This window comes from Rhodanobacter sp. AS-Z3 (assembly GCF_029224025.1).
GTDB lineage: Bacteria > Pseudomonadota > Gammaproteobacteria > Xanthomonadales > Rhodanobacteraceae > Rhodanobacter.
Window position 1 is genome coordinate 3,355,690 of the sequence record NZ_CP119392.1, and the last position, 26,327, is coordinate 3,382,016.

Sequence of the window (26,327 nt, forward strand, 5' to 3'; positions counted from 1 at the left end):
AAAGACAAGGAGGTCTGGAAAGTCGGCCACGCAAACGTGTCGACCTGCTGCATCTCAGTGCGCCCTGTCGTCAGCTACAGCGTGCTGATGCCCCGGGGCAGCCGGGTCTGTTTCGAGCGGATCCGTGTGCCTTCTGTGCAACAGATCGAAGTGTTCGTCCTGTGCTGCCAAGGGCGAGCCGGAAGCAGCATGAGGTGCCGCGACACATGCCTTGGCCAAGGGGGCAGCCGGCGAGCCGGGGACTGGACAGGCGCTCCCGAGCAACGAGGTCAGCTGAGGCGTCACCTCGGAAAAACGCAGCAACTCACCACCATGTGCACGCATGAAGGCATCCGCGTCCTGACGGGCGGCGAACGACGCGAACGTCGGACCCATCAAGCCGGTCAGCGGCTGCCACGCCACATACCAGGCCGAACGCGCATCGACGAAGGTCGCCGCCGCGTTCGAGGGATGCTGCCAGTTGATTTGCGCACTGTCCTGCACCAGCAGTTGCTGCAGTCGGGTCTGGTTTTCCGGATCCAGCACGTACGCAAAGAAGTCACGCGTCGAACCGAATTTCAGGGGCGCTTTGTATCCCTGCACCCACGCCTCGCCGCGCGGACCCGGCCCGGCATCGATATACATCCCGCAAACCGCACAGGCATCACCCTTGTCGATGTCCAGTGCGTCCTGTTGCGGCGGGGGCTGGTTGCTGCCGCAGGCCGCAAGCAACAGGGTGACAAGCACCGCCAGCAAGCCATCACGGGCAGCGAAGCGGGAAGGCTTGCGATGCCGATATGCGTTGTACATTTTCATACTTCCTTCCGGCGAAACAGGAACTGCGCCAGCGCAAACGGCGTGACGACCCACAGCAGCAGGGCCAGATAAAGGACCCAGAGCGGATACACGTGGGTGGCGGTCATACCCATGAACAGCTCGTTGCCGCTACCCGAACCCAGCGTGGTGAGATTGATCAGACGGAAGATGTCGATCGGGTTGAGGTAGAGCAGGCGCGGGAACACCGACTGCTCCCACGTGCTGCCGCCACTCAATACAAGCACGGCGAGCAGACACAGATCGAAGATGATCACCGTGAGCAGCCAGGTCACCAGCGCCAGACCCGCGGCCCGCGCCTTGTCGGCGGTGGTGACGCTGATCACGCTGGCCAGCGCCACGAAACTTGCACCGAGCATGGACGCGCTCAACACGAAGTTGCCGATACTCAGCCAGGCGGCTACCGAACGCGCCTCTGGCTGCATGATCTGGATGATCGCCACGGCCACGCCGAATCCCACCAGGGTGGCCGTGGCCAGCGCGGCGCAATGGCCGACGAACTTGCCGGCCACCAGCTCGGCTCGGGAAATCGGGTAACTGAGTACCAGCAACAAGGTGCCGTTGTCCTGCTCGCCAACCACCATGTCGTGGGCAAGCAGCAGTCCGATCAGCGGCACCACGAAGGCGGCCAGCGTGGTCAGACTGGCCAGGGTGGCATCGAACGACGTGAAGCCGACCTTGCCCGCAGCCGCTCCACCAAAGTAGGAGATGCTCAAGGCCAGCACGGTAAACAGCACGGCAACGGCAATCGTCCAGCGACTGCGAAAGTCGTCGCGGAATTCCTTTCCGGCAATGATCGCCATGCTGTTCATGATGTTTGTCCCGCGTCTCGTTTCGTGCTCGCACCGAGGTGGTCATACAATCGTGCCAGCGAAGCCTCCTGCACCACGATATCCGCAATCGCCGGGTCGGCAGCGAGCCGTTGCAGCAGCGCCAGCTTGCCTCCTTCGGCAATCTGGATCTCGAAGCGGCCATCGGGTCTGGCCAACTGGCTGAGACCGAGCTCGTCGGTCTGCCGCGCGAACGCCGCGGGATCGGCAGCGTCCTTCAGCTGCACCACCACCACGCCAGGAAGCCCCGATTGCTTGCGCAACTCGCTGATACTGCCCGCTGCCAGCATCTCGCCCTGGCGCAGTATCAGTGCGCTATCAATGTGTGGCTCAAGCTCGGCCAGCACGTGGGAAGAAACCAGCACGCTGTGTCCTGCGGCGCGCAGCTTGCCCACGATGTCGTAGAGCTCGCGCGTGGCCTGCGGGTCGAGACCGGCGGTGGGTTCGTCCAGCACGATCAACTCCGGCGAGGCCAGCAAGGCCTGGGCAAAACCGAGGCGTTGCCGCATGCCCTTGGAGTACGTGGAAACACGCCGGTCCTTCGCGTAGTCCAGACCCACCAGCTGCAGCAGTTCAATGGTCTGTTGTCGTGGCGCGCGCTTCAGGTTGGCCAGGTAACGGATCACTTCGCTGCCGGTAAGGTTGCCGTAAAACGCCACGCTCTCGGGCAGATAACCGATACGTCGACGCAGCGCCACCGCCTGACTGCCCCATGGCGATTGCCCCAGCACCTCGACGTGGCCGCTGGTCGGCTTGATCAGCCCGAGGATCAATTTTATCAAGGTGGATTTGCCGGCACCGTTGTGGCCCAGCAATCCGACGACCTTGCCCATTGGTACGGACGTCGATATGCCAGCCAGGGCAGCCACGCCCTTGTAGTGCTTGGCCAGCGAGGAGATTTCAACGGCGTGGTTCATCGGCGCTCGCTCGCAGTTTTTCGGGAATACGCATCAAGGGGTGACTGTCCTGCACAGCCGGTGGGGTGAACACCGGGAACGCGCGCTGCACGTAGCGCATCAGCAGCACGGACGGGCTGGACATCAACACGCGCGCGCTCGGGTACTTCCACAGCAACACATCGACGCCGTCGTTCGGCCGATAAGGCACATCACCGACGCCGTCGCCGTCGAGATCCCAGCCGAGATAATTGCTCCAGTAGTTGCCCTTGCCATCGACCGACCATTCGTCGGCCACGTTCTGCACGTACTTCACCTGCGTGCGATTGTTGACGAAGGCGTTGCCGTAAACGTGGTTGTCCTGCGAGCCGGCGGTGATGTGAACGCCGATTGGCGAGTCGGCCAGCAAATTGTCGTGAATGCGGTTGAACTCGGAGTTGTAGACGAACAGCGCCTTGCCCTCGGCGCCCTCCATCACTTGCCCATCCCCGGTGAAATCACCGGTGATGTCGCGGATCTCGTTATGGCTGATGTCACTGTAGGTGACATAGTTGAACAGGATGCCGTAGGTGGAATCATTCACCAGATGGTTGTCGATCACGCGCATGTGACTGGAACTCATCAAGGCCATGCCACCGACGTTGTTCGAACTGATATTGCCCTGCAGGGTTTCCTGCTTGGTATACATCTGGTGCACGCCGTACCTGACCTCATGGATATGGTTGTTGACGATCAGGTCGTCGTGGCTCACGTAGTCATAAATGCCATCGCGCGTTCCGGACACATCGTTGTCCCTGATCTCGCACCAGGCGTCGTTCCACAGATGGATGCCGTCACCGCGATCAGGCATGCGCAGTTCGGCGATACCGGTGATGACGTTGCCGATCACCCGCACATGCTGCGGGCCGTCCAGGTACACGCCGAAAAGGATGTCCTTGATCCGGTTGTTCTCGATGACCGCACCGTCCACATCCTTTTCGATATAGACGCCCGCATTCATCGCCGTGAGGTCACGACCGGAGTTGCGAATCGTCAGGTTGCGCAGGGTGACCCCGGCGACCCGGATTCGCACGACGTCGCCCTGGCCATCGCCATCGAGAATGGCGCCGGACTGACCCTCCAGAGTGACCGCTCGGTCAAGCACGAGATGTACGTGATGCACCCCGGGGGCGACCTTGATGACCGTGCCAGGTGCTGCCGCGGCAACGAGATGTTGCAGATCATCTTCAGCGTGAACCGTCGATGCCATGGCCATCGCCACGACGGCAAGCACCCACACGAACCAGCAAGCAAGGTATCTGTTCGAAGCCCGGCTCGAACCGTCCCGATAAGGTGCGCCTTCCGCCGCAGCCGAGTATCCGGCGGAAAGCGCACGATTCATCAGGCCTCCACCAGCATCCGGCCGCGCATCTCCAGATGCAGTGCATGGCAGAAGAAGGTGCAGTAGTACCAATGCACGCCGGGCTTGTCGGCGACGAAAGTCACCGACGAAGTTTCCTGCGGGCTGATCTCCATGTTGAGGTCGTAGTCGGTGAGGCAGAAGCCGTGGCTCAGGTCCTCGATGGTGTCGACGTTGGTGACCACGATGGTGACTTCATCGCCCTTCTTCACCTTGAAGCTGTCCAGACCGTACTTCGGCGCGGAACTGGTCATGTAGACGAAGACCTTGTTGCCCTCGCGGATGACCTTGCTGTCGCTCTCCAGGGTGACGCCGTGCTTTTTGGCCTGGGCAACCGTTTCGGCGAAGAACGGATCGTTGCGCTCCCACTTCCGCTTGATTTTCCCCGCCAGCATCTTGGCCGGGATGATCACCGCGTCATGCGGCTCGGAATAGACCGGCTCATCCGCCACCAGCACCATCTGGTCGCCGGAAATGTCGATCAGCTGATCAAGGTCGGGATGCAACGGGCCGGTCGCCAGGAACCGGTCCTTGGAGAACTTGTTCAGCGACACCAGCCACTTGCCATCGGCGTCGCGCGTCTCGCCCAGCGAGGTGTGGTTGTGGCCCGGCTGATAGGCAACATCGAGCTTCTGCCGCAGGTAGTTGGTCTTCTTGCCCGCATAGTCGTCGATCGCATCCTGGATGTTCCACTTCGCCATCTGGCTGTCGATGAACAACGTGGTGTACGCATTGCCACGCCCGTCGTAGGCGGTGTGCAACGGTCCCAAGCCCAATTGCGGCTCGGCCACCACCGCATCACGCGGGTCCTTCAGCTTGCCGGCGAAGTAGTCGTCGACCTTGCTCCACGCCATCAGGCTCACGGTGGGCGACAACTTGCCGTTGGCGGCGAAGTACTTGCCATCCGGGCTGGCGTTGAGGCCATGCGGACTCTTCGGTACCGGGATGTACATGGTCAGGTCCGAACCATGGCGACCATCCACCACTGGTACCTTGGACGTGCCGATCGTCTTGAACTTGCCTGCTTTCACCGCGGCCTCGATGCGCGCAATGTTGAACACCACCACCCAGTCGCGCTCGCTCTGCATCATGCCGGCCAGGTCAACCGCGCCTTCGCTGTTGTAGCAGGTGGAGGCGGCGTACTTGCCCTCGTAATCGCAATCGGTATTGTCCAGGTTGCCGTCGACAATGACTTGCCACGCCATCTCCATGGTGTCGCCATCGATGGCCGAGAACATGGTTTGGTATTTCTTCGGATCGTCCAGGTCGCGGCCGTCATTCGGGCTGGGAATCCGGAATTCCGCGTTGGCGAACACATAGCCGGTACGCGGTTCACGCTGCACGCGCATGCCGTGGATGGCCTGCACGTTCGGGATCTTGGTGATCTTGTCGCAACGCATGACATCGCAGCGGATGCGCGCCACACGGGTGCCCGCCTTGTCGTTCATGAACAGGTAGCGCCCGTCATAGTGACCGCCGGTCTGACTCATGTGCGGGTGATGCAGATCGCCACCGCGCGGGAACTTCTCGCCCAGCACGCGCTTGCTCTCGTTGGTGATGCCCCAGCCGACCGCGAAGTCGGTGTTGAACACCGGTATCCGCATCAACTCGCGGAACGATGGCAGACCCACGATGCGCATCTCGCCGGATTGGCCGCCGCTCCAGAAGCCGTAGTACTCGTCCAGCTTGCCGGGGGCCACCTCGTGGCTTTCCAACTTCTTTTCGTGGTCATCCGCATGCTTTTCGTGTTCGTCCGCATGGGCTTTGCCCGTCGCCGCGTGTTCGCCCGGCGCAGCGCGACCACAGCCGGCCAGCAAGACACCGCCCGCCCCGGCCAGCCCCGCCAGCGCACTGACCTTCATGAAATTGCGTCGCGACGCGCTTCCCGGCTGGCCAGGCAAGGACGCGACCTCGTCTTCGGTCAGTGCCCTGATCTGGCCGGCATTTTGTTCCGGGTTCTGGTCGTTGGTCTTGTCGCTCATGGCTGTCGCTCCTCAAAAGGTGATGGAACCCCAAACTGATCGCCGCGCTACTCGTGTACTTCCGCCGGCGTATCGGCATCTTCCGCACCCACCACGAATACCGGCGTCGGCAGCGGGCGCGACGCGCCCTCGCGCTTCTCGCGCTTCTTGCGACGCTCGACCAGTGGTGGACATTTGCGATCGTTGTTGTAGGTGACCTGGCAATCCAGGCAGTAGTGACACTCGTTGTAGTTGATCGGACCCAGCGGGCTGATCGCCCTCACCTCGCACTCGACCGCGCAGACCTGGCAGGGATGTCCGCACTCCTTGCGCCGACGCAGCCACTCGAACAGGCGCCAGCGCCCCGAAACCGCCAACCCGGCACCCAGCGGGCAGACGTAGCGGCAATAGATCTTGTTGGTGAAGGCCGCTGCGGCCAGCAGGCCCACGGCGAACAGCACGTAGCCCCACGACCGCATGAAGTGCAGCGTAACTGCGGTCTTGAACGGCTCGATTTCCGCGAAGCGCTCGGCCAGGCCCACCGACTGCAGCGACAGGCCGAACAGAAACAGCAGGATCACGTACTTGATCGCCCACAGCCGCTCATGCACGTACGACGGCGGCTCCAGTTGCGGCACCTTGAACTTCACCGCCAGCTTGTTGATTAGCACCTGCATGGCGCCGAACGGACACAGCCAGCCGCAGTACACGCCGCGTCCCACCAACAGCAGCGACACTGCCACGAAGGTCCACAGGATGAAGATCAGCGGGTCCATCAGGAACGTGGTCCAGTGGAAGCCGTGCATCACCGAATTGACGAAGGTGAGAATGTTGACCACCGACAACTGGGCCAGGCCATACCAACCAATGAACACCACGGTGTAGATCAGGAAGCCGACGCGGACGCGCTCCAGCAGCTTTGGCCGCTTGACCACCCAGTCCTGGAAAACCAGGATCAGCGACAGGAAGAACAGTCCGGCCACCAGCACGGCGATCTGGAAGCGCTTGGCGTACCAGATCTTCACCCACAGCGGTGCGTCATCCGGGATCGGACTGACCGTGGGCTGGGTGACGTAGTCGGCCGGTATCTGATAGCTGCCCGAAAACGTGTTGTAGATGCTTTTCAGCGGACCCACCTGCCGGTTCACCAGCAACTGCAGCGTCCAGGGTGCACCGGGATTGAAGCCTTGCCCGTGGCGCAGGATGAAGATGCCCTTCTCGTTGAACGACGGCATCCCCGCCAGATCCGGCTGGTCCAGCACCACGAAGTCGCTGTCCTTGAACAGGAACAGCTTGCCCGCCTGCATCACATGCAGCCGGTCGAACACGCCGCCGCGCACATAGCCGACGCCCTTGAACGAGTACAGCCCGTTGGCGACCACCGCGACGGCCTCGTCACCCGGCTTGAGGCCCTGCATCATGGTGGCGTAACCCGAAGCACCCAGCAGGTTACGACCCACCGTGGGCGGCGTGATATCCGCGTAGTAGAGATCGATGAACTCATCTTTCTCGCGACCAGCTACCGGCGCGGTGGGATCATCGATCAGGCCACTCTCCGGCTGGCCCTTGAACGCATCAGCGACCATGCCGCGATCAAGATGCAGTCGGCGAAACGCGCCATTGCCGGTCAGCTGCGTCCAGTCCGACGGTTTGAAGTAGTCGGTCTTGATCGTCGCCGGCGCACTGGCAGTGGGCTTGCGCCCGCTGACGAGATTCCGCGACACGGCCACTTCCAGCGCGGCGTTCATGATCGTCTCATTGACCACCATCGAGGTCACGGTGGCACTGCTGATCGCGTCGATCTTTATCGAGCCCGGCGCACTGCTGCCACCGACCACGATCTGGTCCTTCACGTTGTGGCCGATGTAGCGCGCCACAAAGTCGTACAACCTTTGCACCGGAATGCCGACCAGCAGGATGGGCTCGTTCTGCTGGAGCACCTTGGTGCCGAGAATCTTTCCGTTCTGGTCGATCGCCACCAGGATGTTGACCGGATCACCCGAGTACGCCGGCACCGGCGCCACCATCACCGACTCGAACACGTAACCGATCACCTTGTCGCCGTTGTAGACGGCAGCGGCCGGCGGCTTGCCGGTGATGTCATCAAAGCGCGTGGCGGCAGGGAAGTAGCCCTTCACCTCGGGGAATTTCTGATCGATGCCGGCCACCGCGTCCAGCGATACCAGCATCAGCAGGCAGGCCATGCCCAGCATCAACAGCCGGCTGCCAAAACGACTCGCGCGGCGACCCGAATTCTTGATCAACAGGGCGCGCATCAGACCACCTCTGCCTGGCCGGAAACCTGCGGCAGGTCGCGCGAACGCCAGCTGCTGCGAGCGTCTCTGGAAAAAACCAGCCACTGGTCGTTCTGCGCCGCCATCACTTCACGCAAGCGCGGCAGCGGAATCGAGGCAGCGGCCACGCTCATCGCATCGGCATCCACCGAGGTTTCGGCCATCACCGTGACGCTGGAATAGTTCAGTGGCGAGTAGCCGGTATGCGGGTTGATCACATGGAACAGTTTCTTGTCGGACGAATAGAAAATCCGGTAGTTGCCAGACGTGCCCAGCGCGGCGTTGCGCAGGGAAACGATGGACGCAACCTGATTGATCCTGCCCGGATCGACGATGCCGACATGCCATTGCCGCTTCAGGCTGGTGCCGGAGATCGCGCGCACGTCGCCGCCGGCATCGACCAGGGCGTACTCGATACCGGCAGCCTGCAATGCAGCGATGCCTTGATCGATGACGTAGCCCTTGGCCAGGCCATCCAGCGTCACCGCCATGCCGGGCTGACTGAAACGCACGCCCTGCGCATCCAGCACGATCCCGCGGTAGTTGATCAACTGATCGCGTTGAGCGATCTGCTCGCGAGCGCGGGCATCGAGTACCGCAGGCTGTCGCATCGATTCGAAATAGCGCAACACCGGCAACACGCTGATGTCGAAGTCGCCCTCGGTCACCGCCGAGATCGCCAGCGACCGCTGCAGAACCTCTCTCAACTCGGACGGCAGCTGATCCAGACGGCCGTCGCGGTTCAGACGCGCCACCGGGCTGACCGGATCAAACCGGGTCAGCACCGCCACGCTTTCCGCCATGCGGCGGAATGCAGCATCGATCGCAACGCCCGCCTGGTCGACGTCGTCCGACAGGCAGGTGATGGCCACGGACGTCTGCATCAGCGTCTGTTCCCGGCGCACCTCGAACAGATTGTGTTCGCGCCGAAGCACGAACCAACCCGCCCCGCTGACCAGCCCGGCCGCTGCCGCCACGCCGGCAACGGTCTTCAGGAGTTTTCGACGCGAAGGCGAACCCAAGCCTTCCGCTGCTACCGGAACATGCATGACATCAGCCTCCAACAGTTGTGGATGAATCGACCCAACCTTGCAGGTGAGGCAGTGGCCGCCTTGCTTCAGGCTTTCCGTGCATACATCACGCACCAGCCCTTCGGTGCGATGTCACCTTCGACGACCTTGCAGGTACCTTTGTCCGTCGCCGTTTTTCCGGGGATGAAGTGAATGCAGTTGTCGCACTGGTCCGCGCCATGCGGGGTGGCCTGATACATCGCCACGCTCTGGGATGCCTTGGCCGCCTGTGCCCGTGCGGCCCCGGCCTTCAGCAAGCCGGTAGCCGCAACGGCACCGACTGCGGCGATGGTGATACCGCTGCGGATCAGCGTACGACGACTTTCATTGATGTTGTCAGTGATCTCTTTCATGCGACTCTCTCTGTGGTGGCGGTAGAGGTTTAGGGCTGGACGGTCGGCAAGCGGTCTGCACTGGCGCTTCCGCTTTCACGGGCCAGCCAGCGGTTTCGGGGCGGCAGAGCTGGGCGTTTGCGGAGTGACACCGGCAAAGTCGGCGTCAACATCGACGCTGACGCCAAGCCGTCGACGCATGAGCGGACTGGTAGTGGTGTATTGCAACGGGACCTTCTTGCCGGGAGTCAGGTATTCGCCGACGGCGAACGCACACAATGCCGCTTCATGGAAGCCCGACAGGATCAGCTTCTTCTTGCCCGGATAGCTGTTGACGTCGCCCACCGCGAAAATGCCTGGCGTCGAGGTCTGGAACGTGGCGTTGTCGACCGCTAGCTGGTGATACTCCAGCGTCAGTCCCCATTCGGCGATCGGGCCGAGCGCGGGGTGCAGTCCCCATAACACCAGCAACTGCTCCGTCTCGATGCGCCGCACCACGCCGCTGCCCACGCGCACACGCACCGACTTGAGCTGATCCTCCGCTGTCTCCAGCCCCACGATGTCACCTTCGAGAAACTGCATGCGACCTTCATCGCACAGTTCCTGCATACGCTTGACGTGGGCCGGCGCTGCGCGGAATTTGGAGGACCGATGTACCAGCACAATGCTGCGTGCACGATCGATCAGCGCCAGGCTCCAGTCCAGTGCGGCATCGCCACCACCGGCGATGACCATATCCTTGCCGTCGAAGAATTGGGGATCCGTGACCTTGTAGTGCAGCGACTTGCCGACGAGGCTGGCAGCCTCCGGCATGTCGAGCAGGCGCGGCGAGAACGCGCCCAGCCCGCCGGCGATGATCACCACGCCCGTGTCGAAGCGCGTACCGGTATTCGTGGCAACTTCGAAACGGCCGGTGTCCATGCGCCGCACCAGCGAGACCGTCTCGTCCAGATGAAACTGCGGTGCGAAGGGCCGGATCTGCACTTGCAGGAGCTCGATCAACTCTCGCCCCGTGCACGCAGGCACGGCCGGAATGTCATAGATCGGCTTGTCCGGATAGAGCTCGATGCACTGACCACCGACCTGCGGCATCGAGTCGATGACATGCGCACTCAACCCGAGCAATCCGAGCTCGAATACCTGAAACAGACCTGCCGGACCAGCTCCGACGATAACCGCGTCGGTACGAATCGCCACATCATTCACTGAAATGCATACCTCACGCGAGTCCATAGCTTGTATGAAAGCCTGAGCCACAAAGACGCACGGACTCTTGACGCCAGTCAATTCCACTGGCTTCGTGGCGTGCGGCGTGATGCCGCATCAAGGAATGCGTTTCAATCGTCATCGCGAGGCATTTCAATTCGCTGCCGTCTTTGCAAACCAACACCTTCATCAGTGTCACAGCAGCCCTCATGGCCTTTAACCCTGATGTCGCGCGAGAAGCGTCAGCTGAAAAGAAACCACGCAGGCCTTTCGAACCACGCGCACTCGTCGGTAGTCGCTGGAGAGTGACGATAGGGCCGACAGCGCTGCTTCGGTAGGGTCGGAAACTACCCATAGGCCCGGCTCCGTCGCGGCGGAGAGGCCGCCGACCCTCGTCTGTCCACCCTCTGCTCCAGCTGCCCTGCTCGTTGGTGACGCCAGATGACCATTTGGTCGGTCCTTCAGACCGCGAAGCGATTCCAATCAACTTGCGCTTCGCCTGAACGACACATCTGCGGGAGTAGAGTCCGGCTTCACGCCGTCGACCCTCGTCTGAATGGCGAACCTGTCCGCCCACACAAGGAGCGAGTCGTCATGTATGCGACCCTGATGGTTTACCTGGACCCGTTTGCTGACAATGCGCACCTGCTGCACATCACTGCAGACTTGGCCGAGCGCCTTGATGCCAGCGTGCTCGGCGTTTCAGCCTGCCGACTGGTTGGGGTCGACTACGACGTCGGCGGGATTCCGGGCGGCGTGGTCGACGTGGGCCACGGCGAACTCATCGAGGCCATGGAAGCGGCCAGGCAGGCGGCGCTGGCCGTCTTCCAGGGATCTGGACGTCATATCGAATGCGAATGGCGTTCCATACTGCACCCCGGTCCGCTGGAAGCGTCCGTGATCCGCCAGACGCGCAGCGCCGATTTGGTGATTGCTTCGGCCAATTACCGCGAATCGCTGACACGCGGCACGCCCTATCTGAATATTGGCGATCTGGTGATGCAATCGGGACGGCCCGTGTTGATCATTCCTCCGGCAATCACCGAGTTCAAGGCACGCAAGATACTCGTTGGCTGGAAAGATACCCGCGAAGCGCGGCGTGCAGTGGCCGATGCGTTGCCATTGCTGCAAATGGCCGAACGCGTGGTGCTAGTTCAGATCGCCAACAAGAAGGACATCGAGCAGGCCGAACACGGCGTGGCAGATGTGGTGAGTTGGCTCAAGCGACACCAGGTGCCAGCGCAAGGCATGACGCTCGCCGAGCACGGGCGCAACGGGCCCCAGCTCGCTGAGGTCGCCATGACAGAGGGTATCGATTTGATCGTTGCCGGCGCCTACGGACATAGCCGCTTCCGCCAATGGGTGCTGGGTGGGGTGACCCACAATCTGCTGCTATATGGAGACTTGTCTGCACTGGTTTCGCACTGACGAGCAGTCGGCAGTGTTCTCATCGAGACGAAGCTCGACGATCGCGAAAAGTATTGCCTTGGACCGTCACGCGATCAAAACAGTACCCTGGCAAGCAACTGCAATTGCCCTGAATCAAGCTCCGCCTACAACATCAAGCCTAGGCCTCATTTGATCGTCGGGCCGCAGATAAAAGCGTCCAGCTCGCCATCTGAGTTTGTTGATCAATACACGAGTACGCTGCAACCATGACTCACGTAGTCACTGACAATTGCATCAAGTGCAAATTCACCGACTGCGTCGTGGTGTGTCCGGTCGATTGTTTTCACGAAGGCGCCAACTTTCTCGCCATCGATCCGGAAGAGTGTATCGACTGCACGCTGTGCGTACCCGAATGTCCGGCCGATGCCATCTTCCTCGAAGAAGATATCCCGGCCGGTCTGGAGCACTTCGTGCAGATCAACGCCGAACTGGCTCCATCGTGGCCGGTGATCGACGCGAAGATCCCGGCGCCCGCGGATGCCGACCAATGGAACGGCGTTGCAACGAAACTGCCACAGCTGCAGCGTTGATCACGAGTAGCTGGGTAACCAGTTGCTGTCACCGTTTGATAGCCAATCCTCCCAATCGAGAAATCTCATGGCACTTCATCACGCCGCATCTGGCGAAATTGTTGACGTTCGGCCGCTTGGCGAAAAGCTGAAGCAGGAAATCCCGGTTACCCTGGTCAAGACTCCACGCCTTCAGGTGTTTCGATATGTCCTGCTCGCGGGCAACGCGTTCGCTGAACACAAGGTGCGCGACGGGATCACCATTCAGTGTCTCGAAGGCGTTGTCGAATTCACCTCGCATGAGCGAACACAGCTGCTGCACGCGGGCGAGCTCGTCTACCTCGGCGGAGACGTCCCGCATGCTCTCAAGGGAATCGAGGACGCTTCGGTGCTGGTGACGATCGTATCGGGCAAGCTGGCATGAGAGACCTTCGGCACGGGCGAAGGTCTCCGGTACTTGCTCACTGCTGAGCGCGCTACAAAGGCATGAGCACGCAGCCGGATGTTCGGTGCAACGGGCTGCACGTTGAGGTCAGGACAAGTCGCACCCAGGCACGACTCAAGGCTCGTCGTGCATTTCCTGCATCGCCGGCGCTGGATTGTTCCAGCCCGGATCATTGAAATAGTGCGGATAGTGCGAAAGCGCTTCACGCATCTCGGCTACCGCCTTGACGTTTTTTGGATTGGACTGCAGCGCCTGTGCTGCACCAAGCAGCGGCGCCAGAATGCCGTGCAAGGCCTCGTCGGGTTCGGCACTCAGCTTGCAATGGGTGAACATGAAAGTCACCGCGTCCTCCACTTCCACAGCGCGATCGACTGCCATCGGCGCGCTCATGTGACCCATTTCGTAATGGCGCAGTTGGTCCACTGCGGTGTAGGCACGGCGAATGCCTTCTCGCAACGAAGCATCCGGTACCCAGTGCTGCGCCGGTGATGCCGCGGGTGTGGTAGTCGCCGGTGCAGCATGGTGCTCGTGCGTGTGCTGCGGTGCGGCCTGTACCGAAACAGCGAGGCCGAGGCCACAGGCCAGTACCAGAACGGTGCGAAGGTGTTTCATGCGGAATACTCCGGCAAGCGGCATGGATGCCGCGGATGGAACGATGCTAACCCGCGGGCACGCGTCCATGGCTGACCCACATCAACCGCAGCGTCACTGGCACTGCGACCAGCTGCCGCAGGCCGCGTGCGGGTCAGGCAGATGCGTGTCCTGCCACCCCACTCAGCCTTCGGGCGTCGGCAACAGGCTGTCCAGCACCAGCGCGGTCATCCGCGTCAGCCCCTGCTCACGCTCATTCGGCGGCATGTGGATATCACGCTGCAAATGATCGCTGACGGTCAGCACCGACAACGCCTGAAAGCCTTCGCGCATCGCCACGCCGTAAAGTCCGGCTGACTCCATCTCGATGCCGTGGATGCGGTGCGCCAGCATGTGCGCGGTCAATTGTGGATCACCGGCGTAGAAACAATCCGTGCTGAAGACACCGCCAAGACGCACGCCGATGCCACGTCCACGAGCTCCATCCACCACCGCCCGAGTCAGTTCGAAATCCGCGCAGGCGGCGAGGTCGTGGCCACCAAAATTCAGGCGATTGAAGTTGGAATCGGTCGATGCCGCCTGCGCCACCAGGATGTCGCCCAGCTCGATATCACCAACGCCACCGCAGGTGCCCACGCGCACGATGCGGCGCACGCCGAACACGCGCGCCAGCTCGGTGGCGTAGATCGCACACGAGGGAATGCCCATGCCGCTACCCATCACCGACACGCGCATGCCGCGATAGTGGCCGGTGTAGCCGAGCATGTTGCGCCGCGTGTTCACCTCGCGCGCATCGTCGAAAAGGGCGTCGGCGATATGCCGTGCACGCAGCGGATCGCCGGGCAGCAACACGGTGTCGGCGATCAGGTCAGGGGCTGCATCGAGGTGAGGTGTGGTCATGTGTCGGCCATCAATCGGGAAGCAGGAAACTGCGACCTGCCGCCAACGGCGGCAGCCCCAGATGCGCGGCCATGGTCTGACCGATGTCGGCAAAACTGCTGCGCTGGCCGACTGCGCGCGCACCGAGCCCCGGCCCATGCACCAACGCAGGAATGCATTCACGGGTGTGGTCGCTGCCCGGCCAGGTTGGATCGCAGCCGTGGTCGGCACTGATCGCCAGCAGATCACCCGGGCGCAGCGCGTGCAGCAGTTCGGGCAGTCGCGCATCCAGTGCTTCCAGCGCGGCGGCGTACCCGAACACGTCACGACGGTGGCCATACACCATGTCGAAGTCGACAAAGTTGGTGGCGATCAAACGGTGGTTGCTGGCTTGCGCCATCGCCGTCAGCGTGGCGTCGAACAGCGCATCGTGGCCATAGGCGTGGATGACGCGTGACACGCCGCAGTGGGCGAAGATGTCGTCAATCTTGCCAATCGCAATCACCTCGCCGCCATCGGCCTGCAAGGCATCGAACAGCGTGGGCGCCGGTGGCGGCAACGCATAGTCGCGCCGGTTCACGGTGCGGCTGAAACCGGCGTCCGCGTTGCCGGTGAACGGCCGTGCGATCACCCGGCCGATGTTGTAGTCCGCCAGCAAACCACGCGCCAGTTCGCATACGCGATACAGACGCTCAAGTCCGAACGCTTCTTCATGCGCGGCAATCTGAAACACTGAATCGGCCGAGGTGTAGACGATCGGGCGACCACTGCTCAGATGTTCCGCACCCAGCCGCTGGATGATTTCAGTACCGGAAGCATGGCAGTTGCCGAGCACGCCGGGCAGCCCGCCCTGTTCCACCAACGCTTGCAACAGTTCAGAGGGGAACGAGTCCTCAGCCTGCCCGAATACGCCGAACGGTTCGGTCAACACCACGCCAGCCGTTTCCCAGTGACCAGACGGTGTGTCTTTGCCGCGCGCACGTTCCACCGCGTGGCCCCACAACGCTTCCGGCGCAGGCATGTTTTCAAATCCGGCGGCGGCCCGACCATGCGCTGCGGCGTGCGCCTGTGGCAGGCCCAGTCGGGTGAAATGTGGCAGACGCAATGGGCCGCGTGCTGCAGCGGCGCAGGCGGCAGCAATGTGTCCAAAAGTGTCAGCGCCGGCGTCACCGTAGTCAGCCGCGTCGGGCGCAGCGCCGAGCCCCAGCGAATCAAGCACCAACCAGATCACGCGACTCATCCCACACACTCCGTCGGCACGTGCCAATGCCACAGCGGCTCCAGCGGCGGCGCCTTCAAGGCAAGGCGAAACGCCTGACGCACGCGTGCCTCGACCCTGCCCGCGGCGCCTGCATTGCGTGCATGCACGATCGCCAGCGGCTGCCCTTGCTCGACCGCGTCACCGCGCCCGATCACCTCAGCCAGGCCCACGGCATGGTCGATCGCCTGACCCGGATGGGTGCGCCCGCCGCCCAGATCCACCACCACCTGCCCCAACGCACGCACGTCGACTGCCGCGATATGACCCGACATCGGCGACAGCACCGCCTGCTGCACCGGCGCCGCTTCAAGATAGGCTTCGGGACGTTCCAGCAAATCGGCCGGCCCACCCAACAGCGACACCATGTGGGCAAACCGTTCCGCCGCCGCACCCGACGACAGCGCTGCGCGTAGCCGGCTGTCTGCATCGGCCCGGTCATGACAAAGGCCACCCATGCCCAGCAATTCGGTAGCCAGCTCAAGCGTCAACGCGAGTAGTCGCGGGTTGTTGCCACGACCGCACAGCAGGTCGAGTGCCGCGCGCAGTTCCAGCGCATTGCCGGCTTCGCGACCCAGAACCTGATCCATGTCGCTGAACACCGCGCGCATGTCCAGCCCGGTGCCGCGTGCTGTCGCCAGCATGCGTTCGGCCAGAGCCCGCGCTGCAGCCATGCCCGGCAATTGCGCACCGTTGCCGGTCTTGATGTCGAGCACCAGCGCCTGCGCGCCACCGGCCAGCTTCTTGGACAGGATCGAGGCGACCATCAACTCGGCTACGTCCACCGTGGCGGTGACATCGCGCACCGCATACAGCCGACGGTCTGCCGGTACCCAATCGGCGCCTTGACCGACGATCGCGCAACCCGCCGCGTGGACCACCTCGCGCAAGTGCGCGGTGGTGGGATGCACGTTGTACCCGGCAACGCTTTCCAGCTTGTCCAGCGTGCCGCCGGTGTGGCCGAGACCACGTCCGGAAATCATCGGCACATAGCCGCCACACGCGGCCAGCAGTGGTGCCAGCAACAGGCTCACGCCATCGCCCACACCGCCGGTGGAATGCTTGTCCAGCACCGGGCCAGGCAAATCATCCCAGCGCAGTTGCTGGCCGGAATCGCGCAGCGCCAGGGTAAAGTCGCGGCACTCCTCCACGCCCATGCCGCGCCAGGCCACCGCCATCGCGAACGCGCCGACCTGACCTTCGCTCCACGTATCGTTGCCGATACCTTGTGCAACCGCGCGCAGCTCTGCCGGCTCGAGCCGTTCACCGTTGCGCTTGCGACGAATAAGACTGGCGGCGGACAAGCCATTCATGCGACGGACGATGCGATCGTGCACAGTTCGCCGAACAGTGCGCTGGCACCGATCCGGAAGTGCGCTGGATCACTCCAGCCCGCGCCCAGCCGCGTCTCAGCCATCTGCAGATACATGGTCGCGTCCGCCAGCGTGCGGATGCCGCCGGCGGCCTTGAAGCCACAGCGACCACCGTCGGCGGCAATCGCATCGAGCATCACGGCCGCGGCGGCCGGCGTTGCATTGACCGGCACCTTGCCGGTCGAGGTCTTCAGAAAATCCACGCCTTCTTCGAGACCGATCGCGCACGCAGTACGGATCAACCCAGGCGTCGCCAGCACGCCGGTTTCCAGAATCAGTTTCAGCACCACGCCATCCGTGCACACCGCACGGCAAGACCTGACCACCGTGCGCACGCACGCTTCGTCGCCATCCAGCAGGCACCGATACGGCAACACCAGATCAATCTCGTTGGCGCCCGCACCCAGCGCACGCTGCGTCTCGCGCTCCACCCTGGCCGGGTCACCCGCCCCATCGGGGAAATTCACGACCGTGGCCACCTTTACCGTCGTGCCCTGCAGGCAACGGCGTGCGGTGGTGATGTGCTCGGGGTAGAGGCAGACCGCGGCAGGCAGGCATGGGGCCGCCGTGGCGGATGCACACAAGGCCTCGATCTGCGCCGGCGTGTCATTCTCGCCCAGGCTGGTCAGGTCAAGCAGGGATAACAGACGCAGTGCCAGGGCACGCGGACTGGGGGCATCGATGGACACGGGCTACTCCACGGATCAGTTCCCGTGAAGCGTAAGACACTCGCAAGGCCCCTCCCTTGATCTATGGCAAGCCGATCAGAAGGTGTAGCGCAATACCGTGAAGTAGTGGCAACCGGTACCGGCCAGCACGAACAAATGCCAGATGAAGTGGCTGTAGCGAACGCGCTCGTGCAGCAGGAAGAACACCACGCCCAGGGTGTATGCGAGCCCGCCAGCAAGCAGCCATGCCAGACCACCCGGCGCCATGTGCAGCCACAGCGGGCGAATGGCGATCAGCGCCGCCCAACCCATCGCCACGTACAGCGCGGTGGACAGCCGATGGAAGCGTGCGCCCACCGCCAGCTTGAAGATCACACCCAGCAAGGCCAGCCCCCAGATCACCCCGAGCATCGACCAGCCCCAACTGCCGCGCAGGACACCCAACGCAATCGGCGTATAGGTACCGGCAATCAACAAGTAGATCGCCGCGTAATCGAAGCGCTGCAACAGCTCCTTGATGCGCTGATGCGGTATGGCGTGATACAGCGTGGACGCCAGATACAGCAGCACGGCACTGGCGCCGAACACCGCCGACGCCACCACCGCGGTGGTACTGCCGCTGTGCCATGCGGCAATGATCAGGATCGGCAGGGCGGCCACCGCCAGCAGCAAGCCGAGGCCGTGGCTGATGCTGTTGGCGATCTCTTCGCCGAGCGTGGAATCACGCGAGAGTGTTGAAGCCACTGGCGAAGACATGCAGGGGGAAACTCTTGGAGGAATGGGCGGCTGCCACGAGGTCAGCCGCCGCTTTGCAGACTCAGACCTTGGCAAATACCAATGTGCCGTTGGTACCGCCGAAGCCGAAGCTGTTCGACATCACCGTAGCCAGCTTGGCCGCCCGACTCTCGCGCAGGATCGGGAAGCCCTCGGCACGCGGATCAAGCTCGTCGATGTTGGCCGAACCAGCCATGAAGCCGTCGTTGAGCATCAGCAGGCTGTAGATTGCCTCGTGCACACTGGCTGCACCGAGCGAATGGCCGGTCAATGCCTTGGTCGAAGACAGTGGCGGCACCGCCGTACCGAACGCCTCACGCACCGCGTTGAGCTCGATGATGTCGCCCAGCGGCGTAGAGGTGCCGTGGGTATTCAGATAATCGATCGGCGCCGCCACATTGGCCATCGCCATCTGCATGCAGCGCACCGCGCCTTCGCCCGACGGGGCGACCATCTCGGCACCGTCCGACGTCACGCCGTAACCCACCAGCTCGGCATGGATGCGTGCGCCGCGTGCCTTGGCGTGCTCGTACTCTTCCAGCACCAGCATGCCGCCGCCACCGGCGATGACAAAGCCATCACGGCCGACGTCATATGGACGCGAAGCGGATGCGGGGGTTTCGTTGCGACCGCTGGACAGCGCGCCCATCGCATCGAACTGCGAGGTCATGCCCCAGTGAACTTCTTCGCCACCGCCAGCAAACACCACGTCCTGCGCACCATGGCGGATCAGGTCAGCCGCGGCACCGATGCAATGCGCCGACGTGGCGCAGGCGGCAGAGATGGAATAGGTCAGGCCGAGAATGCCAAACGCAGTCGCCAGCGTCGCCGACACCGTCGAGCACATCGTACGCGGCACCATGTACGGACCGATCTTGCGCACGCCCTTGTTGCGCAGCAGGTCGGCCGTTTCAATCTGCCACCGTGGCGAACCGCCGCCGGAACCGGCAATCGCACCGATACGCGGATGACGAATCTGTTCCAGCGCCAGCCCGGCATCGGCAAGGGCATCGCGCATGGCCACGTAAGCGTATGCAGCGGCATCACCCATGAAGCGTTTCAGCTTGCGGTCGATCTCGGCGTCCAGGTCGATCTGAGGCACACCGGCGACATGACTGCGCAAGCCCAGTTCCTTGTACTCAGGCACTTCATGGATACCGCTGCGGCCTTCACGCAACGCACTTGTCACGCTGGCCAGCGTGTTGCCCAGGCAGGACACAATACCCATGCCGGTTACTGCGACACGACGCATCTCAAAAACCCTCGGTAGTCTGGAACAGGCCGACGCGCATGTCGCTGGCCTCGTAGATCAGGCGGTCATCGACGAAGGTCTTGCCATCGGCAATCACCAGGCGCAGCTTGCCGCGCATCACGCGACGGATGTCAATTTCATAACGCACCACTTTCGCCGTCGGCATGACCTGGCCGGAGAACTTCACGTTGCCCACGCCGAGCGCGCGACCACGACCGGGTTCACCCAGCCATGGCAGGAAGAAACCGCTGAGCTGCCACATCGCATCGAGGCCAAGGCAACCGGGCATCACCGGGTCACCGATGAAGTGGCAACCGAAAAACCACAGGTCCGGATGGATGTCCATTTCGGCATGAATGTGACCCTTGCCGTAAGCACCGCCTTCTTCGGAAATCTCCGTAATGCGATCGAACATCAGCATCGGAGGCGAAGGCAGACGCGCGTTGTCGTCACCGAACAGTTCGCCGCGACCGCAGGAGCGCAGCTGTTCGTAGTCGAAGGAGGAAGGACGTGTCATGGGGTACTCGCGGGGTGAGGAAAGCCAAGTGTGCCAGTTGGATGGCTTTCTGTCTTGACACCCATCAAGTATGGCTCGCGCCGTACGCACGCGCATTGAGCGTGAAACTCGCCGCGTGATGCCATTGTTTCAATGCGGGCAGCCCCGATCCTCGCGCCAATGGGCGCCCAGGGATTGCCGCCGCAACCGCATGGCGCGCAGCAAGGCCTTGGCCAGACGTGCCTGCCAGCCAGCCGGGGCCAGCGCGGTGCAGATGCGCCAGGCATCGCGCAAGGAGGTGGATTCACGCACCGGGCCGGCCGCCTGCCACAGCAGTTCATGCAAGACCGCGAGCTGTGCAGCGGGCAGGCTGTTGCCACGTTCGACCAGTTGCATGGGTTCATCACGGATCACCGGCGCATCCGCGTTCGCCAGCAAACGGCCCAGCCGACGTCCACAAACCACACCCTCCAGCAGCGAATTGCTGGCCAGCCGGTTGGCGCCATGCACACCGTTGCAGGCCACCTCGCCCACCGCATAAAGACCCGGCACACTGGTGCGCCCGTCAGCGTCGGTGGCCAGACCGCCCATGTGAAAGTGTGCCGCAGGTGTGACTGGCAGCGCGGCAAGCCGTGGATCAAACCCGTGCGCCAGACAAGTCGCCAGCACGGTCGGAAAGCGTTGTTCCCAATCACCAGCCACAGCAGTGGCATCGAGCCACACCCGTCCACCCGCCGCCCGCACGGCAGCCACGCGCCGCGAGACCACATCACGCGGGGCCAGATCACCCTGCGGATGAATGCCGGCCATCAGCGCATGGCCGTGGTCATCGAGCAATCGTGCGCCGGCACCACGCAAGGCCTCGGTAACCAATGGCAGACAGTGACCCGGCACATCGAGCGCGGTGGGATGGAACTGCACAAACTCCAGGTCGCGCGCCTCGGCACCCGCCGCAAGACCCAGCGCCAAGCCGGCACCATCCGCGCCTGGCGGATTACTGGTACGCGCATACAAGGCGCCGATACCACCGGTGGCCAGCACCACGGCGGCCGCCTCGACCTGTTCATGGCGACCGCGCTCATCGCAGGTGCGCACGCCGACCACGCGTCCTTCCTGCATCAGCAGACCATCAACATCCACGCCACCACGCCACTGCACATGCGCGGCCGCCTGCGCTTGCGCACGCAACGCAAGCACCAGCGCGGCGCCACTGGCGTCGCCGCCGGCGTGCACGATGCGTGCTTGGCCGTGTCCGCCTTCACGACCAAGCTGCAGATCACCAGCGCTATCGCGATCGAATGCCACCGCTTGCGCCTGCAGCCACGCAATCGCCGCAGAAGCTTCGGCAGTCAGCCATTGCACCATCGCCACGTCGTTATGATGGGCTCCGGCTGCCAGCGTATCGATGGCATGTGCAGCTGGCGTGTCCTGCGGATCAAGCGCTGCGGCAATGCCGCCCTGCGCCAGCGCACTGGCGCTGCCGCAGCCATCATGGGCGCGACACAGCAAGCGCACCGATGCTGGCCCCGCCGACAACGCGGTTGCCAGCCCAGCCACACCGCCGCCGACCACCACGATTGGCAGGTGCGCGTGTCTCACACGCTTTCACGCCGGCCCACCGCCAGCATGCGTTCCAGCGCGGCACGCGCACGCAGGCTGACATCGGCAGGAATTTCGATCACATGCTTCATGTCGCGCAAGCAAGCGTAAATGTTTTGCAAGGTAATCCGCTGCATGTGCGGACACAGGTTGCACGGCTTGATGAACTGCGTTGCCGGGAATTGTGAGCGCAGGTTGTCAGCCATCGAGCATTCGGTGATCAACGCCACGCGAGCCGGCTTCTCACGCTCCAGCCACTTGCCCATCGCGGTGGTGGAACCGACGAAATCGACTTCGGCCAGCACCTCGGGCGAACATTCCGGGTGCGCCACCAGCTTCGCGCCGAACTGCTCGCGCGCATGTCGCGCCTGTTGTCCGGTGAACTTCTCATGCACCTCGCAGCGCCCATGCCATAACACCAGCTCGACTTTCGTCTGGCTGGCGACGTGGCGCCCCAGGAATTCATCAGGCAGGAAAATCACCTTGTCCGTGCCGATCGACTCGACCATCTGCACGGCATTGGCCGAGGTGCAGATCGCATCGGACTCGGCTTTCACCGCTGCAGAGGTATTCGCATAGCTGACCACCGGCACACCCGGGTGCTGTGCGCGCAAAGCCCGCACGTCAGCCGCAGTGATCGACGAGGCCAGTGAGCAGCCGGCTTCCAGGTCCGGAATCAACACGGTCTTTTCGGGCGCGAGAATCTTTGCGCTCTCGGCCATGAAGTGCACACCGCACAGCACGATCAGGTCGGAGTCACAGTTGGCGGCTGCCTGAGCCAGCCCCAGCGAATCGCCGGTGATATCCGCCACGCCGTGGAAGATTTCCGGCGACTGGTAGCTGTGCGCCATGATCACTGCGCCGCGCTGCTTCTTCAGCTTGTTGATCGCGTCGATCCACGGCAGGTGCAGCGGAATTTCCAGACACGGCACCAGCGGCTCGAGGCGTTCGGCCAATGCCGCATATTCGTGTTCGAGTTCGTCGCGCCAGACCGGCACGGGCAAGGTTGCGAGGTCAGTCATCGTGGTCGTTGATCCAGGGAAAAGCGCAACGCGTCAGACGAGCTCGCCGCGCGGTGCGGAAGGGTCGGCGCAGGAAAAACGCGCTGCGCGAGTGATCGCCATGCGCGGACCCGGCGGTTGCGATGCTAGCCGCGGCAGCCAGCGGATCGATGCAAGACGTGGCCGTGCTGTCACAAGTCTCGGTGACAACAAGCACAATGCAATGGCAGCAGGATGGGTCAGCTGGTACATGGTGGCCGGCATCATGAGGGCAGCTACGGTAGTGACGCCTTGACCCAGATCAACGGCGCGCGCGCAAAAAGTGATTGGCGCGCCGTCGCACACCGAGCAGCGTCCAGGAAAGCAGACCCCAGAGCAGAACCAAGGCCACGCCCGCCATGCGCGCCAACCATACGGACGGCCAAATCACGGCCATGGGCAGTAATAGCAGCGGAACATGCGCGAGCAACACGCGATGCTTGTCCACGTCTGGCAGCAAGCGCTGCACGCCCGGAACCTGGACGCCACGACCACACTGTCGATGCAATTCGATCCAGCCGATGAAGGGCACGATTTCCAGCAACATGGCAATCACCAACAGCGGTAACGCCAGACCCAGGCCAAGCGCACCAGCAAGCATCCCACCCGGCAGAATCGGCAATGCCACAGCGGCAAGCGCCAACGCCAGCATTCCGGCGCGCCAACTGTTTACCAACGGACCCCGACGCAAACGCGCGGAACGCCACTGCAGCCAAAGCACCGCGCCAGCAAATAGAAGTACGAGCACGCCAACCCCGATAGCCAACCATCCCGCGCCGCCGATCACATGCCACCACGCGCCAGCACCTAATAGTGAAACCGCACCGGCCAACCATGCCGCCTGTACCGGCACGGGCACGGTACCGGTGCCCTGAAACATCGGCATCACCACGCGAGCCACGCTGGCCATCAGCACCACCACCCAGCCCAGCACACCCCAGCTCGCATGCACGTCGGCTAGCCGCACCAGCGGAAGGCTGATTTGTCCAGCCAGCCCCAGCGCAAGCAGGCAGCCGAGCACGGCGGTAGCGAGTGCGAACGCTAGAGCGGTACCGAAACCCGCACGCAACAAAGGTTGGCCAACCGCCGTAAGCAAGCCCGGCACGACCATCCACGCAAGGGTGACGAAGGCCAGCGCCAGCACCATCGCTGCCCCGAGCAACAGCAGCGGCCATCGCTGGTGCATGCCGATGACCAGCAACAGCGCGCCAAGATTGAGCAGACCATGCAGCCACCAACCGCAGCGCACCCCGCCACGCAGCGTCACGCCACCCGCGGCAGGAAGGAACTGCAGGATGCTGCCGAACATGGCATTGCCAAGTACACCAAGGGTGAACACGTGCACCAGCGCCAGCGTGGCGGGTTGCCAGCGCATGCGCAGGGCGGCATCACCGTCGACGATCAGCAGCAGGCCAGCCAGTACACCCCACAGCGGCACCGTGAGCAGAAAGCGCCGCGGCAGCGAGGCGATCGGCGCCTGCTCAAGCCGCAGCTTCGTCATCGTCTGCCGGACAACGGATCAGTACGCTGGCTCCGCCGGTCGGCAGCAGCGCGGCAGTAACCTGCAACCCACGCGCCTGCAACACATCCAGCAACGGAGTCGGCAACAACGGCGTGAGCACCTGCAACGACTGCCCCGGCTGCAAAGCATCGGCGGCAGCCAGCGCACGTATCATCGGCTCAGGCGAGGGTAATCCGCGCAAGTCGAGTTCGAGCAACAAGGTGCCCTCGACTTGTCCATCAGTGAGTGAGGTTTTGTGCATGCTGCCATCTGAACGCGGAAGCGCTGCGGGCGCGCTGACCTGGATCAACCCACCCGCAGCTCAGTGACCCTCTGCTCAGCGAGCGCTGGCCAAACCACGTGTGCCGCGCCACTCCAGCTGCAACCAGACTTTCGCGCTGTCACGGCCAAAGCCGTCAGCCTGATAGTTGCCTACCTTGACCAGACCGCTAAGGCCGGTGGCCAGCGGAAACGCCAGTGAGGCATCCCATTCACTGCCATAGCGACCGCCATGATCGGCATGATAGTCGTGCCACACCACGGTCCACGCCAGCTTGCTGCCAACGCCGGCCGAACCGAAGTTGCCATTGACGCCGACATAGCGATCATTCAATCCACCCGCCGGCGTGACATTGAACTGGTCGTCCCAGCCATTGAATCCGTGCAAGGTAGCGAGTGGCGTCTGCAGCGCATGCACGCCGTTGCCACCCAGATGTTCCCAGCCCGCCTTTGCGGTGATGCCGGACTGTGTCCAGCTCGGTTCGAGCAACCAGTAGCTGTGCGAAAAACTCAGCGGGTTGTTGGCATAGTCAGTTTGCCGCGCACCCTCCACCGTCCAGCCCAAACCGTTACCGTCGCGCAGGGCCTTGCCGGTCCAGCGCAGGCCGTAGGTTGCGCTGGAAGCGCTGGCCACGTCACGGTCCTCGTGCAGGTAGGCGTAGCCCGTCCACTGCTGCGTGCCCCGAGTCCACGCCGCATTCAGCAGGTGGGTATTCAATTTGCGCTCGCGCGCCAGAGGATTAAGCGCGTCATCACCGGCGACCCGATGCACGCGGTCAAGCCAGTCATAGCTCACCGTCAGTGCTGACAACGGCTGCCATTGCAGCGCAACGGCATCGAAGGTTTGTTCGTGCTGACGCCAGCCACTGTTGCCGACCCATCGTTGGTTGTCGATGAGCAGGCGCTGACGACCCACCGTTGCACCGAACTGACTACCCTGCCAGCGCACCCAGTACTGGTTGAATTCGCTGCCCTTTGGGTCGGTAACCGCGGGATACAGGCTGCGCCCGTTCGCTCCGCTATTGTAATGATCACCGGCACTGGCGACGCCCGCACCTTCCAGCAAACCGCTCCAGCCGTTACCAAACTCCGCATGCAGGCCAAGCCGCACGCGCAAGGTATCTGCCGTCGCGTTGCGGGTGAACGCATCATCATCGACCTGCTCATCGCGCAGACGGGCATCCCACTGCAGTTGCAACGACGGCCCGGTCGCCGCGACCGGTGCGGCCATGCTGGCGGGCTCTCCGGCAGCCCATGCCGGTGCGGCCACAACAGCCATCAGACAGGCCATGGCAAGGCGGTTTCTCGTGTGTTTCATAGTGTTGCTCCCTTGTAGTTGGCGGCAGTCTCTTCCCGCAGCAACAGACACGAGCTGACTTCGATCAAGTCATCTGCAGGCAGATGGGCACTGTG

25 protein-coding genes are annotated in these 26,327 nt (G+C 63.0%); 3 read left to right on the forward strand and 22 right to left on the reverse strand.

Annotation, left to right across the window (positions count from 1 at the left end):
- Positions 1-54: 54 nt before the first annotated feature.
- From PY254_RS14985 to PY254_RS15025, 9 genes are all read right to left on the reverse strand, one after another.
- Positions 55-789, reverse strand: coding sequence for a nitrous oxide reductase accessory protein NosL (locus PY254_RS14985; RefSeq protein WP_281012835.1), 735 nt, complete (start codon positions 787-789; stop codon positions 55-57).
- A 2-nt stretch (positions 790-791) separates the two neighbouring features.
- Entirely contained in the window at positions 792-1,625 is an 834-nt protein-coding gene (locus tag PY254_RS14990) for an ABC transporter permease (RefSeq protein ID WP_281012836.1), read from the reverse strand.
- Positions 1,622-2,560 carry an ABC transporter ATP-binding protein gene (locus PY254_RS14995; protein WP_281012837.1) on the reverse strand — a complete coding sequence of 313 codons (939 nt, stop codon included), beginning with the start codon at positions 2,558-2,560 and terminating at the stop codon, positions 1,622-1,624. Before PY254_RS14995 ends, PY254_RS14990 begins: the two co-directional genes overlap by 4 nt.
- Complete coding sequence (locus PY254_RS15000) at positions 2,544-3,788, reverse strand: nitrous oxide reductase family maturation protein NosD (RefSeq protein ID WP_281012838.1); 1,245 nt, start codon at positions 3,786-3,788, stop codon at positions 2,544-2,546. The genes PY254_RS14995 and PY254_RS15000 overlap by 17 nt, the downstream gene beginning before the upstream one ends.
- Before the next feature lie 131 nt (positions 3,789-3,919).
- Positions 3,920-5,920, reverse strand: a complete 2,001-nt coding sequence (nosZ, locus tag PY254_RS15005; RefSeq protein ID WP_281012839.1) for a TAT-dependent nitrous-oxide reductase — start codon at positions 5,918-5,920, stop codon at positions 3,920-3,922.
- 47 nt (positions 5,921-5,967) lie between these two features.
- Entirely contained in the window at positions 5,968-8,175 is a 2,208-nt protein-coding gene (locus PY254_RS15010) for a NosR/NirI family protein (RefSeq protein ID WP_281012840.1), read from the reverse strand.
- Positions 8,175-9,242: an FAD:protein FMN transferase gene (locus PY254_RS15015; RefSeq protein WP_281012841.1), complete on the reverse strand. Its 1,068-nt coding sequence runs from the start codon at positions 9,240-9,242 to the stop codon at positions 8,175-8,177. The genes PY254_RS15010 and PY254_RS15015 overlap by 1 nt, the downstream gene beginning before the upstream one ends.
- A 68-nt stretch (positions 9,243-9,310) precedes the next feature.
- Positions 9,311-9,616 carry a high-potential iron-sulfur protein gene (locus PY254_RS15020; protein ID WP_281012842.1) on the reverse strand — a complete coding sequence of 102 codons (306 nt, stop codon included), beginning with the start codon at positions 9,614-9,616 and terminating at the stop codon, positions 9,311-9,313.
- Between the two features lie 75 nt (positions 9,617-9,691).
- Positions 9,692-10,801: an NAD(P)/FAD-dependent oxidoreductase gene (locus PY254_RS15025; protein ID WP_281012843.1), complete on the reverse strand. Its 1,110-nt coding sequence runs from the start codon at positions 10,799-10,801 to the stop codon at positions 9,692-9,694.
- 441 nt (positions 10,802-11,242) lie between these two features.
- On the opposite strand from PY254_RS15025, the gene PY254_RS15030 reads away from it, so the two are divergent.
- The 3 genes from PY254_RS15030 to PY254_RS15040 all read left to right on the forward strand — a co-directional run bounded on the left by PY254_RS15030 (position 11,243) and on the right by PY254_RS15040 (position 13,183).
- Entirely contained in the window at positions 11,243-12,229 is a 987-nt protein-coding gene (locus tag PY254_RS15030) for a universal stress protein (RefSeq protein WP_281012844.1), read from the forward strand.
- A gap of 227 nt (positions 12,230-12,456) precedes the next feature.
- Positions 12,457-12,780 (forward strand): ferredoxin FdxA, encoded by a 324-nt coding sequence (gene fdxA, locus PY254_RS15035; protein ID WP_281012845.1) that lies wholly within the window; start codon positions 12,457-12,459, stop codon positions 12,778-12,780.
- Between the two features lie 67 nt (positions 12,781-12,847).
- A complete protein-coding gene (locus PY254_RS15040) occupies positions 12,848-13,183 on the forward strand; it encodes a cupin domain-containing protein (RefSeq protein ID WP_281012846.1) in 336 nt (111 codons plus the stop codon).
- A gap of 135 nt (positions 13,184-13,318) precedes the next feature.
- On the opposite strand, the gene PY254_RS15045 is transcribed toward PY254_RS15040, so the two are convergent.
- The 13 genes from PY254_RS15045 to PY254_RS15105 form a co-directional block, all read right to left on the reverse strand.
- Positions 13,319-13,816, reverse strand: coding sequence for a DnrO protein (locus PY254_RS15045; protein ID WP_281012847.1), 498 nt, complete (start codon positions 13,814-13,816; stop codon positions 13,319-13,321).
- 162 nt (positions 13,817-13,978) lie between these two features.
- Positions 13,979-14,695 (reverse strand): purine-nucleoside phosphorylase, encoded by a 717-nt coding sequence (gene deoD, locus PY254_RS15050; protein ID WP_281012848.1) that lies wholly within the window; start codon positions 14,693-14,695, stop codon positions 13,979-13,981.
- A 10-nt stretch (positions 14,696-14,705) separates the two neighbouring features.
- A complete protein-coding gene (locus PY254_RS15055; protein WP_281012849.1) occupies positions 14,706-15,914 on the reverse strand; it encodes a phosphopentomutase in 1,209 nt (402 codons plus the stop codon).
- Complete coding sequence (locus tag PY254_RS15060) at positions 15,911-17,245, reverse strand: thymidine phosphorylase (RefSeq protein WP_281012850.1); 1,335 nt, start codon at positions 17,243-17,245, stop codon at positions 15,911-15,913. The genes PY254_RS15055 and PY254_RS15060 overlap by 4 nt, the downstream gene beginning before the upstream one ends.
- On the reverse strand, positions 17,242-17,994 hold the full coding sequence (gene deoC / locus PY254_RS15065; protein ID WP_281012851.1) for a deoxyribose-phosphate aldolase: 753 nt from the start codon (positions 17,992-17,994) through the stop codon (positions 17,242-17,244). Before deoC ends, PY254_RS15060 begins: the two co-directional genes overlap by 4 nt.
- A gap of 75 nt (positions 17,995-18,069) precedes the next feature.
- Entirely contained in the window at positions 18,070-18,729 is a 660-nt protein-coding gene (locus tag PY254_RS15070) for a PAQR family membrane homeostasis protein TrhA (protein WP_281012852.1), read from the reverse strand.
- A gap of 61 nt (positions 18,730-18,790) precedes the next feature.
- Entirely contained in the window at positions 18,791-19,999 is a 1,209-nt protein-coding gene (fabB, locus tag PY254_RS15075; RefSeq protein WP_281012853.1) for a beta-ketoacyl-ACP synthase I, read from the reverse strand.
- 1 nt (position 20,000) lies between these two features.
- The gene (gene fabA, locus PY254_RS15080) at positions 20,001-20,516 is read right to left on the reverse strand and encodes a bifunctional 3-hydroxydecanoyl-ACP dehydratase/trans-2-decenoyl-ACP isomerase (RefSeq protein ID WP_281012854.1); all 516 of its coding nucleotides are present in this window, start codon (positions 20,514-20,516) and stop codon (positions 20,001-20,003) included.
- Positions 20,517-20,645: 129 nt separating this feature from the next.
- Complete coding sequence (locus PY254_RS15085) at positions 20,646-22,094, reverse strand: L-aspartate oxidase (RefSeq protein WP_281012855.1); 1,449 nt, start codon at positions 22,092-22,094, stop codon at positions 20,646-20,648.
- Entirely contained in the window at positions 22,091-23,116 is a 1,026-nt protein-coding gene (gene nadA, locus PY254_RS15090; RefSeq protein ID WP_281012856.1) for a quinolinate synthase NadA, read from the reverse strand. The genes PY254_RS15085 and nadA overlap by 4 nt, the downstream gene beginning before the upstream one ends.
- Positions 23,117-23,396: 280 nt before the next feature.
- The gene (locus PY254_RS15095) at positions 23,397-24,635 is read right to left on the reverse strand and encodes a hypothetical protein (RefSeq protein ID WP_281012857.1); all 1,239 of its coding nucleotides are present in this window, start codon (positions 24,633-24,635) and stop codon (positions 23,397-23,399) included.
- Positions 24,616-24,897 (reverse strand): DUF2249 domain-containing protein, encoded by a 282-nt coding sequence (locus PY254_RS15100; RefSeq protein ID WP_281012858.1) that lies wholly within the window; start codon positions 24,895-24,897, stop codon positions 24,616-24,618. Before PY254_RS15100 ends, PY254_RS15095 begins: the two co-directional genes overlap by 20 nt.
- A 75-nt stretch (positions 24,898-24,972) precedes the next feature.
- Positions 24,973-26,232: an alginate export family protein gene (locus PY254_RS15105; protein ID WP_281012859.1), complete on the reverse strand. Its 1,260-nt coding sequence runs from the start codon at positions 26,230-26,232 to the stop codon at positions 24,973-24,975.
- Between the last annotated feature and the right edge of the window lie 95 nt (positions 26,233-26,327).

Coding starts and splice junctions, on each gene's coding strand:
- PY254_RS15095 (WP_281012857.1), bottom strand. CDS start 24,635: ATGACGAAGCTGCGGCTTGAGCAGGCGCCGATCGCCTCGCTGCCGCGG.
- PY254_RS15000 (WP_281012838.1), bottom strand. CDS start 3,788: ATGGCATCGACGGTTCACGCTGAAGATGATCTGCAACATCTCGTTGCC.
- PY254_RS15100 (WP_281012858.1), bottom strand. CDS start 24,897: ATGCACAAAACCTCACTCACTGATGGACAAGTCGAGGGCACCTTGTTG.
- PY254_RS15015 (WP_281012841.1), bottom strand. CDS start 9,242: ATGCATGTTCCGGTAGCAGCGGAAGGCTTGGGTTCGCCTTCGCGTCGA.
- PY254_RS15070 (WP_281012852.1), bottom strand. CDS start 18,729: ATGTCTTCGCCAGTGGCTTCAACACTCTCGCGTGATTCCACGCTCGGC.
- PY254_RS15105 (WP_281012859.1), bottom strand. CDS start 26,232: ATGAAACACACGAGAAACCGCCTTGCCATGGCCTGTCTGATGGCTGTT.
- PY254_RS15020 (WP_281012842.1), bottom strand. CDS start 9,616: ATGAAAGAGATCACTGACAACATCAATGAAAGTCGTCGTACGCTGATC.
- fabA (WP_281012854.1), bottom strand. CDS start 20,516: ATGACACGTCCTTCCTCCTTCGACTACGAACAGCTGCGCTCCTGCGGT.
- fabB (WP_281012853.1), bottom strand. CDS start 19,999: ATGCGTCGTGTCGCAGTAACCGGCATGGGTATTGTGTCCTGCCTGGGC.
- PY254_RS14990 (WP_281012836.1), bottom strand. CDS start 1,625: ATGAACAGCATGGCGATCATTGCCGGAAAGGAATTCCGCGACGACTTT.
- PY254_RS15045 (WP_281012847.1), bottom strand. CDS start 13,816: ATGAAACACCTTCGCACCGTTCTGGTACTGGCCTGTGGCCTCGGCCTC.
- nosZ (WP_281012839.1), bottom strand. CDS start 5,920: ATGAGCGACAAGACCAACGACCAGAACCCGGAACAAAATGCCGGCCAG.
- PY254_RS15010 (WP_281012840.1), bottom strand. CDS start 8,175: ATGCGCGCCCTGTTGATCAAGAATTCGGGTCGCCGCGCGAGTCGTTTT.
- nadA (WP_281012856.1), bottom strand. CDS start 23,116: ATGACTGACCTCGCAACCTTGCCCGTGCCGGTCTGGCGCGACGAACTC.
- PY254_RS14995 (WP_281012837.1), bottom strand. CDS start 2,560: ATGAACCACGCCGTTGAAATCTCCTCGCTGGCCAAGCACTACAAGGGC.
- PY254_RS15055 (WP_281012849.1), bottom strand. CDS start 15,914: ATGAGTCGCGTGATCTGGTTGGTGCTTGATTCGCTGGGGCTCGGCGCT.
- PY254_RS15030 (WP_281012844.1), top strand. CDS start 11,243: ATGACCATTTGGTCGGTCCTTCAGACCGCGAAGCGATTCCAATCAACT.
- PY254_RS15040 (WP_281012846.1), top strand. CDS start 12,848: ATGGCACTTCATCACGCCGCATCTGGCGAAATTGTTGACGTTCGGCCG.
- deoD (WP_281012848.1), bottom strand. CDS start 14,695: ATGACCACACCTCACCTCGATGCAGCCCCTGACCTGATCGCCGACACC.
- PY254_RS14985 (WP_281012835.1), bottom strand. CDS start 789: ATGTACAACGCATATCGGCATCGCAAGCCTTCCCGCTTCGCTGCCCGT.
- PY254_RS15060 (WP_281012850.1), bottom strand. CDS start 17,245: ATGAATGGCTTGTCCGCCGCCAGTCTTATTCGTCGCAAGCGCAACGGT.
- fdxA (WP_281012845.1), top strand. CDS start 12,457: ATGACTCACGTAGTCACTGACAATTGCATCAAGTGCAAATTCACCGAC.